The sequence below is a fragment of the Aliterella atlantica CENA595 genome, assembly GCF_000952155.1.
Lineage (GTDB): Bacteria > Cyanobacteriota > Cyanobacteriia > Cyanobacteriales > Chroococcidiopsidaceae > Aliterella > Aliterella atlantica.
The window spans coordinates 16,340-33,263 of sequence record NZ_JYON01000031.1; the positions used below are offsets into that span (position 1 = coordinate 16,340).

Sequence of the window (16,924 nt, forward strand, 5' to 3'; positions counted from 1 at the left end):
GATAAACAATTGCTGCTAGGAAAAACAGAAATTGGTGGGTTTAACTGTATCAACGATGTCTGTAGGTGTAATGACTATACCGTTAGCGATCGTTCCTAAATTTAAGTCGATAGTCAGAGCAGACATATCTGCGGGATCTACAAGGATGCTAGTAGGTGCATTACCTTCATTATCCCTCTTTTGTTACTTTGGTGAGAGAGAAATTGCTCAAGCAACCTTAGACTGCTTTCTGGTCTGGAATTGGCAAGATATCAAAGGTATTCATCCAGTTCATCAACTGATGTAATCCTCGCTTGAGTCTGGGAACAGGGAAGATATGTAACCAAACATTTAACCATCCCCAGCACCAATAAGGTTGGAGCAGTAATCGCAGATTGTTTAAAGCGCTCTTCCAGGTGGTTCCAGGCTCCCAATGCGGGTGTTGACCAAAAGGAAAAGCGTTTGAGATTACCTCTGTTGTTGTGGAAGTATTTTTTTGGCGATGTTTAAACTGTGCTGCGTGTAAGCTGACCAGCAAGTATGCACACAGTACAATCTCCCACCAGCGTTCAATGCTGTTGTACTCAGTTAATCGATAATCATGCCAGCCCAACTCATGTTTTACCTGTTTGAACCCGTATTCAATCCACATCCTCAAACTGTATTGATTGGCAACACTCAACAGAATGTCTCCACTCAAATTAGTCATGACGAACCAACTATCTGCTTTGTCCGGCTCGTGAGTGCTGCCTTTGGTGATTTGGTAGTAGCGCACCTTACGGCGGTGTCCAAAGATAATCTCGCGAATGTAACGACGTTCTGAGGGATGTTCAGATAACAGTTGGTCATAAGCGTGCCAACGGTTGTAGCGCACCCGTTGCCCCTTCGCCATCAGCACGCCATGATTCGAGCGAATCGCTACAATGTACGGCAATTGCAATTTCTCTAACGTGCAAATCACCGCACCACTCTCGCCATATAAGCTATCCGCTAACACACGCTTAATCACAAATCCCAAGGCTTGAATCTCTTGAATCAGTTGCACCGCTAGCTGTGGTTTGCTTTGGTACTCGTCGTTCGCTTTGAGCCGAGATTTTGGTTTGTAGATTTTGAACAACAACGGGTAGGTGATGTTCAAGGGCCACGGCATAGGCATTCACACTAACTATACCGTTTTCAGTTTTGCCCAGATTGCCGATGTATTGTTTGGCAACATAATCGGTCGTTTCTCCTTTTTTGACATCTCCGGTTTCGTCAATGCATAAACTCATCGGTCGTTTGCCAATCTGTTGTTGAATCAAGTGCAATCGAATCGCTCGGACTTGCTCAACCTCCCAGGTGCTATTACGCAAAAAGTGATGCAAGCCTTGTCCGTCTTTAAGTCCATTGAGTTTGGCAATCTCTGGCAACGTTTTGCGCGGCAGTGAACTGACGATGCCTACGTGTAGCCATTTGAAGCACTCATACGCTCTCACGTCTTCAAACACTGAGCGATACAGCAAGCAGTAGTCATCAATAAAACCAACCGTAGCAGTGGGTGGTCGAAGCATCAGAATCTCACCTGAATCACAGCTTCTTTCAGCTTAATTTACTCTCACCAAAGTAACAAAAGAGGGATAAGCAATTTTGTTTCAGTCCTTCGCACCAATAAACCTGTCCAATTCTTATTGCCCTAAATTGCTGCGCAGCCCAGCGATGTCACGGTGCGGGGGAATACCGAATAATTTTTTGTATTCTCGGCTGAAATATGACGGGTCTTCATAACCGACGCGAAAGCTGGCGCTCGCCACGTCCATGTTTTCGCCGAGCATCAGACGGCGTGCTTCCTGAAGCCGTATTTGTTTCTGGAACTGCAAAGGACTCATCGCCGTGACTGACTTAAAATGTTGGTGAAAGCCTGACACGCTCATGCCGAGTTCGCGGGCTGTATCTTCGATTTTCAGCGGCAGATCGATGTTCTCGCGGATTTGCTTGACCACCCTGGAGATGCGCTGCGCGTCGCCTTCCCTAATAATAAGCTGGTTGAGCCGTGCGCTCTGTTTTCCCTTCAAAAGCCGATAGACGATCTCGCGAATAATGAGCGGCGCGAGAAACTTCATTTCGTCCGGCGTGTCAAATAGTTTCACCAATTTGACGACCGCTTCCAGCAAATCGGCATCAACCGGGCTGACATCCATCGCCTTGACTCCAGTGCCGCTTTTTTTAGTTTCGATGCCAGATTCAATCATCACCGCAGCCACAAGTGCCGGATCGAGGTCTATGCGAAGATTCAAATAAGGTTTTTCCTTGGACGCTTCAACGACATTGCTCATAATCGGCAGATCGAGCGTCGAGATTAAGTAATGACCGGAGTCGTAGTGAAATAATTCATCGTTCAAAAGCACATCCTTGCTGCCCTGGGCGATGACGCAGAAGGCGGGCTTTAGTACAGATATCTCACTCTCGGTCGGTTTCGACGATTGATATATGAAAATGCCCGGAAACACTTCCAAAAGGCTATTTTCGGGAGCGATACGAATCATTCTTTCGATCAGCTCTTCCCGATTGATCTGCATCTTTCGCTTTTCAAATTCTGCTTCTTTTTGGTTCATAAATTTATATTAAAAATTTTGTTTTTGTTCAGCACGTTGCACGGCGAATTTTTGGATAATTGTCCGGTTTTTTGCGATGAACGTCCTCACGCTATCCATTTTCACACCCGCATAATTGAACTTATACAGCAAACGTTAGCAACACTGCTGAGAAAAACCAGATTGATAATTGGAGAAATTTAAGACTAATAAAGTCAACAATTTTCAATCTGTAAATCTGGCAGTAAAAAGCGGATGAATTATGAAAAATATATTAATTTTAGCGATGATGACTTTTATGATAAGCGGGCAAGCTTACACGCAAACAGAACAAAAAGGACAATCAGAAGAAACAGCAGAAATGGAACAGATAACACCAACGGGATATACAACTTTTAAGGTAAGTGACGACGTTACGATGTATAAGGTTACTTTTAAAAACCAATACAAAATGAATGTTGCGGGACATCTATTTATTCCTAAGAATTTAGATCGAAGTAAACAACATTCGGCGCTCGTTGTCGGGCATCCTATGGGGGCTGTAAAAGAACAAAGTGCCAACGTGTATGCTGCGAATATGGCTGAACGAGGGTTTGTAGCTCTATCGCTTGACTTGTCTTTCTGGGGTGAGAGTGAGGGCGAACCACGCAACGCGGTTGCACTTGATATTTATGCTGAAGATTTCAGTGCGGCAGTTGACTTTCTTGGCACTCGTCCCTTTGTGGACAGAAATCGAATTGGCATCATTGGAGTTTGTGGTAGTGGAAGCTTTGTTATCAGTGCCGCTAAGATTGACCCGCGAATGAAAGCGATCGCAACTGTCAGTATGTATGATATGGGAGCAGCCAGCCGAAATGCACTTAACCATTCACTGACCCTTGAGCAGAGAAAGAAAATCCAGGAGGAGGCTGCCGAGCAACGTTATGTAGAGTTTACTGGTGGTGAAACCAAATACACAAGCGGAACTGTGCATAAGTTGGATGAAAACACAGACCCCATCCAGCGTGAGTTTTATGAATTCTACCGCACTGCGCGAGGTGAATACACGCCGAAAGGAGGGTCGCCGGAACTGACGACGCATCCGACATTAAGCAGTAACACTAAGTTTATGAACTTTTATCCGTTCAATGACATTGAAACGATTTCCCCTCGTCCGATGCTGTTCATTACGGGTGATAAGGCTCACTCAAAAGAGTTTAGCGAGGATGCTTACAAACGCGCAGCCGAACCGAAAGAACTGGTTATTGTTCCGAATGCCGGACACGTTGATTTATACGACAAAACCGATCTGATTCCTTTTGACAAGCTGGAAGGCTTTTTCAAAACAAATCTAAAGTAATTGGGAAGCAGAAACCAAGAAGTCGTTTCACTTTGAAAAGAGACGAATGAGCAACATTAAATTCTTAATCGTAATGATGTTTTCAGCAATATTTCTTTTCGGCAGCTCCGTCAGTTGCAGTCAAGACCAATCGACATTTGCTGATAATACGAACATTAATAAACAAAGCAGTAATACTGCCAACGAGACGAAAGGCAATAAGATGAAGATTAAAATCGGGTCAAAGACTTTCAATGCCACACTCTTTGACAATGCGACGGCAAACGCTTTCAAAGCGATGCTGCCGTTGACGCTGAAGATGGATGAACTGAACGGCAACGAGAAAAAATATGAGTTCTCGAACAATTTGCCGATTGACTCTTCCAATCCCAAAACAATCAACAACGGCGATCTGATGGTTTGGGGAAGCAATACCTTAGTGCTTTTCTATAAAACATTTCCGACGCAATACAGTTATACAAAACTCGGACAGATAGACGCTCCTTCAGGGTTTGAAGCCGCAGTAGGAGCAGGAAACGTAACGGTGATGTTTGAATTGGAGTAATCACCGGAAGAATAAAATTATGAAAAATACAACAATCGGATTGATATTATGCGCGGCACTTTTTTTAGCTGTTGGATACAGCAATCAGCAATCGGCTAATACGGAGCAAACAAAAATGGAAAAGGCGGAAAATAAAACTGAAAACACGATTTTTCCGAAGGGCGAAAAAGCCCCAGCGGAAACTTTTACGGGAATGGTTTATGTACAGCCACTCGCTCCAAAAAACGACAACAATAATTTTTCAATCGCCAGCGTGACCTTCGAGCCAGGCGCACGGGCAAACTGGCACAACCATCCAGCAGGACAAACTATACTCGTGACGATGGGCAAAGGGCTTTATCAAGAAAAAGGCAAACCCATCAAAACGATTAACAAAGGCGATGTAATTCTTTGCAATCCCGACATTGAACACTGGCACGGTGCATCACCTGAAAGCAGGATGACGCACGTTGTAATTACCAACTACGAAGGCGACACTCAAGTGAATTGGCTCAAGCCTGTGACGGACGAGGAATATAAAGCTGACGCGAAATGAGAGCTTTGAGAAATCTTGACGGGAATAAAAGTTAGGAGTTAAAAAATGACAACGAATCAGAATGAATTTTATAAAGGGAAAGTCGCATTTGTTACCGGAGCAGGAAGCGGCATTGGACGCGCTACCGCACTGACGTTTGCCAACGCAGGTGCGAGCGTAGCGGTCGCAGACATTTCAGAAGAGAGTAACCGCGAAACGGCGCAGCTTATTGAGGAACAAGGCGGGCGAGTGGTAGCCGTCAAGTGTGATGTAACTAAAGCTGAAGAGGTGAAAATGGCTTTAGATCGGACTATTAAAGAATTTGGTCGGCTGGATTTCGCTTTCAATAATGCCGGAATAGAACAGCGCAATGCAGCAGTAGCGGATTTTGAAGAGGAAGAGTGGGAGCGGATCGTAGACATTAACCTACGCGGCATTTTTCTATGCATGAAGTATGAAATCCCGCTGCTGCTCAAGCAGGGCGGCGGTGCAATCGCGAACACATCATCGGGTGCTGGTGTCATCGGCATCAAGGGCGGAGCCGCATACACCGCTGCAAAACACGGCGTAATCGGACTTACCAAGTCGGCGGCTCTCGACTACGCTGCGCAGAACATCCGCGTCAACGCCGTTGCCCCTGGTTACATTGACACATCGATGATGGAGCGCTTCACTGGCGGCACTGCCCAAGGACGCGAACAGGTAATCGCCCAGGAGCCGATCGGACGGATGGGGCAGCCTGAAGAGATTGCCGATGCCGTCGTCTGGCTGTGTTCGGACGCGGCTGCTTTCGTTGTTGGACACGCCTTCATCGATGGCGGTCAAACCGTGTAGTGGATGTTCGTCACCTCTATTGAGTACATACAACTCTGTCAACGATACAGAGTTTTTAAATAGACCTCTTGCGTGAATCAAAAACAAAGAGCGATTTCAGAATTGATAATTGCAGCAATCAAGTTAAACCGTAGTCCAAAACGCCGCCTTCGGTTACGGTAGCGCTCTGCCAAAATGCGAAAGATTTTTAATCCAAGGAAAGTCTGGATTCGTCCCAGCAGTCGCTCGGTGGGTAATTGAGCGTTCTAATGCTTGGATGGAGCGCTGTAAAATTTTGGTCAAGAACCATGAGAGAACCAAGCGCAAATGCGACCACGAAACTCAATCTTTGCTTTGTTAGGCTCATGGTCAAGAGACTTTCAGCTTCGTAGAGATGTCAAATGGGTTCTATAATGAGTTGGCTTTTCGCCAATTCAAAATTTTGGAAATTCAGCAGATTGAAAATATTATATAGAAGCAAGAAGTGAACCGTTGGGTGTTCAGCAGCTAAGGAAGAATCAGGCTGGTAACTTGTGCTAGTACCAGAGGAGAGTGCCTGGAGGGATTTTCAAAAGTTGAGTAAGGAGTTGATGGAGCGAACAAAGACAATTCGTTTCGCAAGCCGATCGCTAGTATAACAACTTTAACTCGGCGCAAATCGAGCAGCAAAAAGGCGAACTAAAGTTTTCTTCTGATGTAGAGGAACTGAGACAAATAATAGGATAGCGCTCGTGGGGGTTAGTTTCAGTTCTCTGTTCAAGCGTGCTTTCAAAAAGCGTATCAAAGCTAATGCAGATTTAGAGGCAAGGTTTTAGTAAAAATTAGAACAGTTCATTGTAGAGCCATTTGCTCAAGTTTAAAGAACTTTGGAGTTTTAGTATAGATTACGATGAGCGGGTACTATTTTATTTTACGAAGACCCGAAGGCTGTGTCTGTAGATATCGGCAGCCATGATGAGGTGTATTAAGCAGTAGTTACGGCAGCATACACAATGCTGTTACAGGTGGCGATTCAAGCTGCTAATATGCACCAAAGGCTTTAATAGGCGAAATTGCTGCTTTCGATTAGCGATCGCATTTAAATCTTGTTTGGCTGAGTTTCTGCACTGCCAACTTTTGCTACTTCTGCGTAAAGCTTGTTGTTTGTCGATTTTGGTGGATTTGGGTGTTGAAATTGCTTGTTTTGACCGAAAAACAATGGTTCGCCGTCTACTAACTCTCTTTCCAGGTTCCAATACAACATACTGTTAGCCTCCAGTTATTTAAGCTTTCAAGCGGACGCGACTGAGTGTATCAATATGGAGTAAAACCAAACTGTTCCTAGAGAGCAGAACAATACCAAGGACAAGCATAATTGACCAGAGGTTTTGTTTCGTCCGCTCCATAGTCATTACAGCAGTCAGGGCAAGCATCCAGGTAAGATGACCGACTCCCATAACAAACATTACCATCATTAACGCCCAGCAACAGCCTAAACAATACAAACCGTGATAAAGTCCTAAGTTCCAAGCGCCGATCGCTCCCCTTTGGTAGTGATGAACAAGAAAACTGAAGGGATGACGACATACTTGCAAGCACTGCTGTTTGAGAGAACTAAACTGAAACGCGCTAGCAATAGCTAGGGTAAATCCAGAGTAAAGCCAAGGTGTTTGGCGCAACCAATGCCATTTATGCAAGCCAATATCCAAGCCAAAAAGGGCGATCGCAAATCCAGTCCAAACTGTTGCATACGCACAGATAAAAATAACAAGTGCTTGCTGCGATCGCGTTTGCGTGCTACTAGCTCTAGCAAACAGCTTGAGCATGGGTATAGAACTCGGCAGCATCATAGCAACAATCATTACCTGCCACATACCTATAAAAACTAGCAGTTTCAAGATTAAAGGGATAGAGTCATCAACTAAAGAATTGTGATGTAGCAAATGTCCGTAGCCTGCAATCTCAGCTAGTAAGATTAATGCCCAAGCAAGGAAGATTATTCCCCACACCCATCTCAACTCATCTGCTATGAGGAAATGCAATAGCTTTACAGCCCAATTAGAGTTAGTTTTTAGCGTTTTAGGCTGCAAATAATTAACGGTCATTCTTATGCCTCAAACCGAAATTCACCTTGAATTGCATTGCGTCCGTTGTACTCCCAAGTTAGGTTAAACTCTGGCAAGTTGACTTTGTGATGAGAAGCTTTGCCAACATAGGCGGGAGAACCTGGAATTGTGCTGAAAATGCTATCAACTAACTTAGTTGGCTTGCCGTCTGCACTGCGATAGGGAGCCATTTCTGCACTGAGAACATTGCCAATCGCGATCGTGCCTTGAGCTTCTTTAATGTGGTATTCTATCGGCGCAACTCTCACTTCTAAATTTTCGCTTACCAGTTTTGCTAAGTCGGCAATTGCGCCGCCAAGTTCCCCTGTAAATACTTTGACTAAGGCTTGCTGCTGCTCTGTTGTACCTTTGCCATCTACATACGTTACCGCCCGCCAGTTTCCCGCTAAAACATTGCCTGGAATATAAACAATCTTGACTAGCGTTAGTCCAGAAACATCAACGCCTTGGATTTGACCTTTTTCTACGTGATAGGAAACAAAACTATCGCACGCCCCGTTATCGGGATCTTCTCCAATCCAGCAAGGGCAAGGAGTTTTACAAGAACAAGCTTCGAGAATTTGCCCTTCTAGTTCGTAGGTTTTAGTAGCAGTAGTCATATATGCTGATTTTTTGTTGTTTATTACTAAGAACTCGTAAATGCGATCGCCTTCTTATGCGCTGACTAACTCTGGAGTTATACGGCGGGCTTTAATTGCTCGTACTTGGGGAATCACTGTCCGCCCAAAAGCTGGTAAGTCATCTGTGTAATGCAAAAATCCGCACAAAATTAAATCTACTCCTACCTCGTAGTACGCGCGGATTTTCTCGGCTACTTGTTCGGGCGTACCAATTAGCCCTGTTTTGAAGCCATCGTTGTACTGCACCAAATCGGTAAAATTGGAAGAAGCCCACATTCCTTGGCGATCGCGTGTAGAACTTCCTGCGTGCTTGACTGCTTCTCCAAACCCTTTAACTGCCTCTACATCTGCTTGAGCAATAATATCTTCTAACACTCCATGAGCTTCAGCTTCAGTATCTCGCACTAAAGCAAAGGCATTGAGGGCAAACTTTACCTTCCGTCCTTCTTGACGCGCTAAGGCAGAAACTTCTGCAATTTGCTCTTTTACTCCTGCTACACTATTACCATTCATGAAATACCAGTCAGATACGCGCGATGCCATGCGCCGCGCTGCTTTGGAGTTACCGCCTTGAAATAGTTCTGGGTGGGGAAGAAACTCTGGTTTCGGCTTCACCCAACCGCCATTAATCCGATAGAAGTCTCCTCAAAAGTGAAATTCCTCTTCTGTCCACATCCCTTTGAGGACGCGGATAAATTCTTCCGAGCGCCGATAACGCTCGTCATGGTCTAACCAAGGTTCGCCGTAGATAGTAAATTCGTCTTTAAACCAACCACTAACTACATTTAGGCAAAAGCGACCTTTAGAAATAAAGTCTATAGTTGCGCCCATCTTCGCTACTACGCCAGGATGCCATAGCCCAGGATGCACTGCTGCAATCAGTTTTAGCTTGTTAGTCACGGGTGCTAAAGCTGCAACTGTAGTTAGCGCCTCTAACTGATACTCGGCTCCGTAACTGGCAATAAATCTAGCTTGAGCTAAGGCATAGTCAAATCCTACTTCTTCCGCAGTCTGCGCCAGCTTGGCGTTGTAGTCAAAAGTCCAGTCTGTGCGTTGGGGAATTTTGCTAACAACTAACCCTCCACTAACATTAGGAACCCAATAAGCAAATTTGATATCCATTTTGTACCTCTGTTGCTTCAAGTCTAAAATTGATGGTTTGATTTTGTTCCTTTGTCTAAAAGCAGTCTGATGTACCAGTTCTCAAGACAAATACAAAAGAATTGTTTATTTAAGTAGAAATACTTGTTGGAAATGAAAAAGTCTTACTTGTTTTTGGAGCTAAACTACACTAAATCGACCAAGATAACGTAGTTTATATGCTGACGAATACCCTATCACGCTAATCTTGAGAAAGTAAGTCATTTCAATTACATTTTTCTAAAAAATTTAGCTGTTAAAAAATAGGTTAGATTGCAAAGCACGTAGGGAAGAAGAAATGTAGCAGACAGCTAGGAGTTACTATCTGCTACTGGCAAGTGGAAAACTTTATTGCTAAAGTTTGATAGCTATCAAACTTTAGCTAGTATGAGCTAGTTGTTTAACACCCGAATGAGCTTGCACCGCTTCAACTAGGTCATGTAGAGAGTGTTTTAGCCTTTGGTCAATTTCTTCATCAAGTTGAATACTGCCATCTTCTAGACGCTGAATTTGCTTGTCTACAGCATATACACCACCTAATAGATGTCTAGCCCCTAATTCAGATAGCACTGGTTTGAGAGCGTAGTCTATAGCTAGTAAATGAGCCAGCGTTCCACCTGTAGCGATAGGTAAAATGACTTTGCCGAGTAGAGCTTTTTGGGGCAGCAAATCTAGAAACGCTTTGAGCAGTCCAGTATAGGCAGCTTTGTAGATGGGAGTGGCAATAATGACGGCATCAGCCTTGGTAAGTAAAGCCTTTGGTTGTTCTAAGTTAGGACTATCGTAGCGCCCAAATACTAAGTCTTCCGCCGGAAAATCGCGGACTGAGAGAATGTCTGTGTGGAAGCCTTCTTTTGCTAGTAGTGTAGTCGCATACTCAACAATCCCGTAGGTTCTAGAAGGGTGTGAAGGACTGCCAGCGATCGCTAAAACATTAGTCATCTCAAAAACTCCTTGAAAGTAAAGTTGTCTTGCTAGTAGCACTCGGATTTAAAACCCGTTCTAAAATGTGTTCGACAATTGCCGCACAAGCAGCATCGCCGCGATGACGAGGACGAGCAAGAGGAATTTCCAGATCCATTGCTACTTTGCCAGATTCGATTAGCACTACTCGATCTGCTAAAGATACAGCTTCCTCGACATCGTGAGTAATTAGTAATGCTGTAAATTTTTGCTCTTGCCAAAGACTGGCAATGAGCCGTTGCATTTCAATCCGCGTTAGAGCATCAAGCGCCCCCAATGGCTCATCAAGTAAGAGTAAACGCGGCTGGCTGACCAAAGCTCTTGCTAATGCTACTCTTTGCCTTTGTCCGCCCGATAGAACTGCGGGATATTCTCTGGAGCGATCGCCTAGCCCTACTTGCTCTAGCGCCCATTGTGCTTGTGCTTGCCAATCGTGACGCAAACCCAGCCCAACATTTTCCAATACCCGTCGCCATAGTAGCAACCGCGCATCTTGAAACATCACTCGCGCTGAGTGGTTAATCTGACGCAAAGGTTCGCCATCAATTAATATGCCTCCTGTAGTAGGACGATCTAATCCTGCTAGCAAGCGGAGTAAAGTGCTTTTGCCGCAACCGCTACGACCAACAACCGCTACAAATTCTCCTGGAGCAATCTCTAAATCCAAATTCTGTAAGACTTGCTGCTTGCCGAAGGTTTTACTCAAACCCAGCACCTTCAAGTCTGCGCCTCTAATCTCTGTCATTGCTTTTTACCTAAGCTACTTGATAACTGGGATGCCATTGGAGTAACTTTTCCTCCAGCACTTTTGCACTGATATCTGCAAGTTTGCCTAGCAAGGCATAAACTAAAATGCTGAAAACTATGACATCTGTCTGCATAAACTCGCGAGCATTCATTGCCATATAGCCGATGCCAGAATCAGAGGCGATCGTTTCGGCAACAATTAAAGTCAGCCACATAATGCCCAAGGCGTAGCGCAACCCGATAAGAATTGAAGGTAAAGCCCCAGGTAAGATAATTTGCCAGAACTGTTCCCAAGGCTTTAGTCCGTAGACTTTGCCCATTTCCAGCAATCCTTTATCAACTGTATGAATGCCGTGATAGGTATTTAGATAAATCGGAAACATTACCCCGATCGCAACTAAAAATATTTTGGCTTCTTCCCCAATCCCAAACCAGACAATTATCAAAGGAATCATCGCTAAATGAGGGATATTCCGCAGCATTTGCACCGAACTATCTAACAGCTTCTCTGCTATGGGGAACACACCATTGAGTAATCCCAAAATAAAGCCAATTCCACCGCCAATTAACAACCCGACAAGAGCGCGATACGAACTAACAATAATATGACGCAGCAGTTCGCCAGAACTTGCTAGGGTAATTGCAGCTTGAATTACTGCTGTTGGCGCTGGCAAAACCCGCGCTTGCAGCCAACCAAACTGAGATAGTAACTGCCAAAAAACAATTAGTAGTATTGGTACTATCCAAGGTGTGAGTTGCTTGAGCCATAATTTGGGCAACTTTTTGTTCATAGCACTTAATCCACTGTTAATTGAGCCGATTTTGATTTGGGAAAACTTTGATTGGCAACAATCTCCCCAAAAGGACTGAGCATTACTTGTTGGTTAGCTACAGGCAAGTTATCTAAGGGCAAACGGGGAAATAAGAGTTCGGCGACGCGATAAGCTTCTTCCAAGTGGGGATAGCCAGAAAGAATAAAAGTATCAATCCCTAAGTCTGCGTACTCCAACATCCGCGCAGCAACAGTTTCGGGATCTCCAACTATTGCAGTTCCAGCACCACCACGCACTAAACCAACTCCCGCCCAAAGATTGGGACTAATTTCTAGCGCTTCTCGGCTGCCATTGTGCAACTGCGTCATACGCCGTTGTCCTTCAGAATCCAAGCGGGCGTAAACCTTTTGGGCAGCAGAAATTGCTTCATCATCTACATAGCTAATCAACTTGTCGGCAGCTTCCCAAGCTTCGCTTTGCGTCTCTCTCACAATTACGTGCAAGCGAATGCCAAACTTTAAAGTTCGTCCTTCATCGGCTGCTAATTTGCGGACAGTATCGATCTTCTCTGCTACTTGCTGCGGCGGTTCGCCCCAAGTTAGGTAGGTATCAACGTGCTTTGCTGCAATTTTTTGGGCGATCGCCGATGAACCCCCAAACCATAATGGCGGGTAAGGTGTTTGTACTGGCGGAAACATTAGCTTACCGCCTTGAATATCAAAATATTTGCCGTTAAAGTTAGTCTCTTCACCAGCAGAAATTTGCCGCCATACCGTCAAAAATTCGTCAGTTAGTTCGTAGCGACTTCCATGACTTAGATGTACTCCATCTCCTGCCAACTCTACCGGATCGCCACCTGTGACTACATTTATCAGCAAGCGTCCGTTAGATAAGCGATCGAAGGTTGCAGCCATTCTCGCTGCTACTCCTGGCGACATCAACCCAGGGCGAATTGCCACCAAAAAGCGCATCTTTTGCGTTACAGAGGCAAGAGTTGAAGCTACAACCCAAGCATCTTCGCAAGAACGTCCTGTAGGCAGCAAAGCTCCTGTAAAACCAAGGTCATCTACAGCTTGAGCAATCTGTCTCAGATAAGGAAAATTCGTTGCCCTTCCCCCATTAGCCGTACCAAGATAACGTCCATCACCATGAGTTGGAATAAACCAAAGTAGTTGCATTTAAGATCCCCCTTGTCTCCCTTGTCTTCCTTGTCTCCCTTGTCTCCTTGTCTCCCCAACTCCCCTCTACTTCTTCTCCACCTGCGCCACCTGTTTGACATCTAACGGCTTAGGTAGCAATCCTAATTTGAAAAACGTATCAGCTACTTGCTGTTGATAAGCAACAACATCACTCTGCATAGGTTGAACGCCATAGGGACGACGCTGCGATACTTCTACTAAAGTCGGTACGTCAATTCCTAGCTGCGGCGATAGCAATTTTGCGACTTCTGTTGGATTAGCTTTTGCCCAGTCATCTACTTTCTGGGTTTCCTCCAAAATTGCTTTGATGCGATCGCTATATTTATCCGCAAATGGTTTAGCTGCTAAATAAAACTCCCGATTCGCTGCTAAATTCTCTGCATTTTCCAATACTCGCGCCCCTGTTGCCCTCCGCGCGGCTGTAAAAAATGGGTCCCAAATAGCCCAAGCTTCTACACTTCCTTGTTCAAAAGCCGCTCTTGCCTCTGCTGGTGGGAGAAAAACTGGTTTAATATCCTTGTACTGCAAACCTGCTGCTGCTAGTGCCTGAACTAAAAAGAAATGCACGTTTGAAGCTTTGTTGAGAGCGACTTTTTTGCCTTTTAGATCGGCTACTTTTTGAATAGATGAATCTTTAGCAACTAAGATTCCTTCACCTTTAGGGTTGGGTGGTTCGTGCGCGATATATACCAAAGGTGCGCCCGCCGCTTGAGCAAAAATTGGTGGCGCTTCGCCTGTGTGTCCGTAGTCAATACTACCTGCATTCAACGCTTCTAGTAATTGAGGACCTGCGGGAAATTGAATCCATTGTACGGTTATCCCTTGCGGTTTCAAGCGTTGCTCTAAACTTCCTTGGGCTTTGAGGATGTTGAGCGTGCCGTACTTTTGATAACCAATCCGTATGGTGTTGTTTTCAACGCTTTGAGACGTAGAACTGGTATTTGTAATTGCGCGATCGCTCTGCAAGTTTGGCGAATTTGTAGGCGTGCAAGCAGATACTACTAGGCTCAAACATAAACCTACAGCAAATATTAAAGCGAATGTATGACGCGATTTCTTTAAGGAAATACTCAAGTACCGCGCCGCTTGCGTGTGTCTGCGGTTAACTATTTTAGAGTATCGTTGCTGCAGCCGATGCCAACGATAACTCAAGCTGTTTACGAACCAGTGGTATCTACTTAACAAAGTATGCTTCCTCAAAATTTAGTAAGCATCGGGTACTACACTTATTTAATCTACGGTAAGTCGCTCGATTTACCGTAGTTAATAGCTTAAGTTAGGAGTATGGCACAAGTTGAATAGCTAAAGCAAGGCATTTGAGAAAAAATACAGTATTCCTAGCGAGTTACTGTAGTTTGCATTCGCAATTGTGGAGTGCCAAGGGTTATGCAAAAGCAGGGTTAAGCTAAAATTTCGATAAATATCGCAACATTTTGTTAAAAAATATTGTAAGAAGTTATCCGGCTTAGTAACTTTTAAGCATTGAACCGCAGCCAAAGTGGGGAAAGTTTCGGCTCTCAATCATTAATTTTGTCCGTAATTACGAATTACGAATTACGAATTATTCCAGTCACTTTGTACTTGGTAGCAAATTCCGTAACCACCTAACTATGCACAAACAACTTTTACTAGCAGGCTGTTTTTTCTCATCTATCCTGTTCCCATTGCAAGCTAATGCACAGGATTTTGACCAATTATATGTTTTTGGCGATAGTCTCTCCGATACTGGCAATTTTTACAATGCCAGTGGCGGTACTTTTCCCCCTAGTCCACCTTACAGTCAAGGACGTTTCTCTAACGATCGCATTTGGACAGAATATCTCGCCGCAGATTTAGGCGCAACTCCTACTAATTTCGCTTTTGGGGGTGCTACTACTGGTAGCAACAACACTATCCCCATTCCAGGCTCAGTAGCAACTTTACCAGGACTGCAACAGGAAATTGCTCGCTTTCAAGCTACTAACCCAACTTCTAACCCAGATGCGCTATATGTAATTTGGGCAGGAGCAAATGATTATTTAGGTGGTGGTATAACTGACCCTAGCGTACCAGTCAATAATTTATCAGGGGCGATAACTACTCTTGCTGAATCTGGTGCAGAAAATTTCCTAGTCGTTAATTTGCCAGATTTAGGCAAAATTCCTGGAACCAACGATAGTCCTCAAGCTAGTAGTCTCAGCACTTTAACAAACTTACATAACTTAGGGTTAGACACTAGCCTCAACGCTTTGAGTAGCAACTACGATATCAATATCTACGATCTTGATGTTAGTTCGCTATTTGCCGATGCGATCGCCCAACCTGCAAAATATGGCTTTACGAATGTAACTGATGCCTGCTTAAGCGATACTGGAATATGTTCTAACCCCGATGAATACTTATTCTGGGACGAACTACATCCAACTAATGCTGGACATAAAATAATTGGCGAAGTAGCAGTTTCCAGATTGCAAGCTGAACCCGTCCCCGAACCTGGTGCGGGATTGGGTATATTAGCTTTTGGGGGTGTGGGTGCAATGGCGCTACTCAAGCGCAGATACCAAAAAACAGTTAAATGAACTTAGATTGCGATCGCTTATTTGCCACAATTGAAGAATTAGTCTTGCACCACTCGCCTAGCGGCAACGAAACAGAAATTAATCAATTATTACTAGCTCGATTTGCTCAAATTGGGGTAGAAGCTTGGCAAGATAGTGCCGATAATATTATTGCCAAAATTCCAGGGCGAGAAACAGGAGCGATCGCAATTACCGCCCACAAAGATGAAATCGGTGCAATTGTTAAAGATGTAGACGCTGATGGTAAAGTATCAGCGCGTAAGTTGGGCGGCTCGTTTCCTTGGGTTTACGGCGAAGGAGTTGTTGATTTATTGGGAGATAATGCAACTATTAGCGGTATTCTCAGCTTTGGTTCGCGCCATATTTCCCACGAATCGCCGCAAAAAGCCCAGCAAGAAGATACTCCCGTACGCTGGGAAGATGCTTGGATTGAAACTAAATGTACTCCTGAAGAATTGGAAATAGCTGGAATTCGCCCTGGAACGCGCGTAGTAATCGGCAAACACCGCAAGCGCCCAATTAGGTTAAAAGATTATATTGCTAGTTATACGCTAGATAATAAAGCCTCAGTAGCGATTTTGCTTGCCTTGGCAGAACATCTCAAGCAACCAGTATTTGATACTTATTTAGTTGCTTCTGCCAAAGAAGAAGTTGGCGCAGTTGGAGCGATGTATTTTAGTGGTAAGCATAAGTTAGATGCTTTAATTGCCTTAGAAATTTGCCCCTTAGCACCCGAATACCCAATAGATGCTGGAGATGCGCCAGTAATTTTGTCTCAAGATGGTTATGGCATCTACGACGAAGGCTTGAATGCAAAGTTGCGTCAAGCCGCCAAACAGCTAAATATGCCTGTACAACTAGCAACATTGAGCGGATTTGGTAGCGATGCCTCAATTGCCATGAAATTCGGTCATGTCGCCCGCGCTGCGTGTGTTGCCTTTCCTACTCAAAATACTCACGGCTATGAAATTGCTCACTTAGGAGCGATCGCCAATTGCACTAAGTTACTTCATACCTTTTGTTTGCGATCGGTCGGGGATTGAGTACAGTAAATAACTTA

At 44.5% G+C, this 16,924-nt stretch carries 15 protein-coding genes and 5 pseudogenes; 8 read left to right on the forward strand and 12 right to left on the reverse strand.

Annotation, left to right across the window (positions count from 1 at the left end; genetic code table 11):
• Nucleotides 1-217: 217 nt before the first annotated feature.
• Nucleotides 218-1,466, reverse strand: a pseudogene (locus tag UH38_RS28335) (IS701 family transposase).
• A gap of 177 nt (nt 1,467-1,643) precedes the next feature.
• Nucleotides 1,644-2,570, reverse strand: a complete 927-nt coding sequence (locus UH38_RS21030; RefSeq protein WP_045056653.1) for an AraC family transcriptional regulator — start codon at nt 2,568-2,570, stop codon at nt 1,644-1,646.
• Between the two features lie 340 nt (nt 2,571-2,910).
• Between UH38_RS21030 and UH38_RS21035 the strand changes: the two genes are divergently transcribed.
• From UH38_RS21035 to UH38_RS21050, 4 genes are read left to right on the forward strand one after another with little or no spacing between them, the layout of a single operon-like run.
• Nucleotides 2,911-3,888 carry an alpha/beta hydrolase gene (locus UH38_RS21035; RefSeq protein WP_045056686.1) on the forward strand — a complete coding sequence of 326 codons (978 nt, stop codon included), beginning with the start codon at nt 2,911-2,913 and terminating at the stop codon, nt 3,886-3,888.
• Nucleotides 3,889-3,934: 46 nt separating this feature from the next.
• Nucleotides 3,935-4,432: a cyclophilin-like fold protein gene (locus UH38_RS21040; RefSeq protein ID WP_045056654.1), complete on the forward strand. Its 498-nt coding sequence runs from the start codon at nt 3,935-3,937 to the stop codon at nt 4,430-4,432.
• Nucleotides 4,433-4,451: 19 nt separating this feature from the next.
• Nucleotides 4,452-4,967 (forward strand): (R)-mandelonitrile lyase, encoded by a 516-nt coding sequence (locus UH38_RS21045; RefSeq protein ID WP_082065469.1) that lies wholly within the window; start codon nt 4,452-4,454, stop codon nt 4,965-4,967.
• Nucleotides 4,968-5,012: 45 nt separating this feature from the next.
• The gene (locus UH38_RS21050; RefSeq protein ID WP_045056655.1) at nt 5,013-5,780 is read left to right on the forward strand and encodes an SDR family oxidoreductase; all 768 of its coding nucleotides are present in this window, start codon (nt 5,013-5,015) and stop codon (nt 5,778-5,780) included.
• A 77-nt stretch (nt 5,781-5,857) separates the two neighbouring features.
• Here the strand turns inward: UH38_RS21050 and UH38_RS26445 are convergent.
• Nucleotides 5,858-5,971: pseudogene (locus UH38_RS26445) on the reverse strand (IS5/IS1182 family transposase); the annotation flags it as partial.
• A gap of 5 nt (nt 5,972-5,976) precedes the next feature.
• Between UH38_RS26445 and UH38_RS28340 the strand changes: the two are divergent.
• Both UH38_RS28340 and UH38_RS28345 read left to right on the forward strand, forming a co-directional pair.
• A pseudogene (locus UH38_RS28340) lies at nt 5,977-6,151 on the forward strand (transposase); the annotation flags it as partial.
• 339 nt (nt 6,152-6,490) lie between these two features.
• Nucleotides 6,491-6,727: pseudogene (locus UH38_RS28345) on the forward strand (type II toxin-antitoxin system RelE/ParE family toxin).
• Between the two features lie 110 nt (nt 6,728-6,837).
• On the opposite strand, the gene UH38_RS26920 reads toward UH38_RS28345, so the two are convergent.
• The 9 genes and pseudogenes from UH38_RS26920 to UH38_RS21090 all read right to left on the reverse strand — a co-directional run bounded on the left by UH38_RS26920 (nt 6,838) and on the right by UH38_RS21090 (nt 14,374).
• A complete protein-coding gene (locus UH38_RS26920; protein ID WP_160296007.1) occupies nt 6,838-7,002 on the reverse strand; it encodes a hypothetical protein in 165 nt (54 codons plus the stop codon).
• 19 nt (nt 7,003-7,021) lie between these two features.
• Entirely contained in the window at nt 7,022-7,843 is an 822-nt protein-coding gene (locus UH38_RS21055) for a DUF2182 domain-containing protein (protein WP_082065467.1), read from the reverse strand.
• A 2-nt stretch (nt 7,844-7,845) separates the two neighbouring features.
• A complete protein-coding gene (locus tag UH38_RS21060) occupies nt 7,846-8,463 on the reverse strand; it encodes a DUF1326 domain-containing protein (protein WP_045056656.1) in 618 nt (205 codons plus the stop codon).
• A gap of 54 nt (nt 8,464-8,517) precedes the next feature.
• Nucleotides 8,518-9,606: pseudogene (gene sfnG / locus UH38_RS27775) on the reverse strand (dimethylsulfone monooxygenase SfnG).
• A 396-nt stretch (nt 9,607-10,002) separates the two neighbouring features.
• Entirely contained in the window at nt 10,003-10,566 is a 564-nt protein-coding gene (gene ssuE / locus UH38_RS21070) for an NADPH-dependent FMN reductase (protein ID WP_045056657.1), read from the reverse strand.
• Nucleotide 10,567: 1 nt separating this feature from the next.
• Complete coding sequence (locus UH38_RS21075) at nt 10,568-11,332, reverse strand: ATP-binding cassette domain-containing protein (RefSeq protein WP_045056658.1); 765 nt, start codon at nt 11,330-11,332, stop codon at nt 10,568-10,570.
• 10 nt (nt 11,333-11,342) lie between these two features.
• Nucleotides 11,343-12,125, reverse strand: coding sequence for an aliphatic sulfonate ABC transporter permease SsuC (ssuC, locus tag UH38_RS21080; protein WP_045056659.1), 783 nt, complete (start codon nt 12,123-12,125; stop codon nt 11,343-11,345).
• Between the two features lie 5 nt (nt 12,126-12,130).
• Nucleotides 12,131-13,285 (reverse strand): FMNH2-dependent alkanesulfonate monooxygenase, encoded by a 1,155-nt coding sequence (gene ssuD, locus UH38_RS21085; protein ID WP_045056660.1) that lies wholly within the window; start codon nt 13,283-13,285, stop codon nt 12,131-12,133.
• 66 nt (nt 13,286-13,351) lie between these two features.
• Complete coding sequence (locus UH38_RS21090) at nt 13,352-14,374, reverse strand: sulfonate ABC transporter substrate-binding protein (protein WP_045056689.1); 1,023 nt, start codon at nt 14,372-14,374, stop codon at nt 13,352-13,354.
• A gap of 542 nt (nt 14,375-14,916) precedes the next feature.
• On the opposite strand from UH38_RS21090, the gene UH38_RS21095 reads away from it, so the two are divergent.
• Nucleotides 14,917-15,864, forward strand: a complete 948-nt coding sequence (locus UH38_RS21095) for an SGNH/GDSL hydrolase family protein (protein WP_045056661.1) — start codon at nt 14,917-14,919, stop codon at nt 15,862-15,864.
• Nucleotides 15,861-16,907 carry a M42 family metallopeptidase gene (locus UH38_RS21100; protein ID WP_045056662.1) on the forward strand — a complete coding sequence of 349 codons (1,047 nt, stop codon included), beginning with the start codon at nt 15,861-15,863 and terminating at the stop codon, nt 16,905-16,907. The genes UH38_RS21095 and UH38_RS21100 overlap by 4 nt, the downstream gene beginning before the upstream one ends.
• Nucleotides 16,908-16,924: the final 17 nt, after the last annotated feature.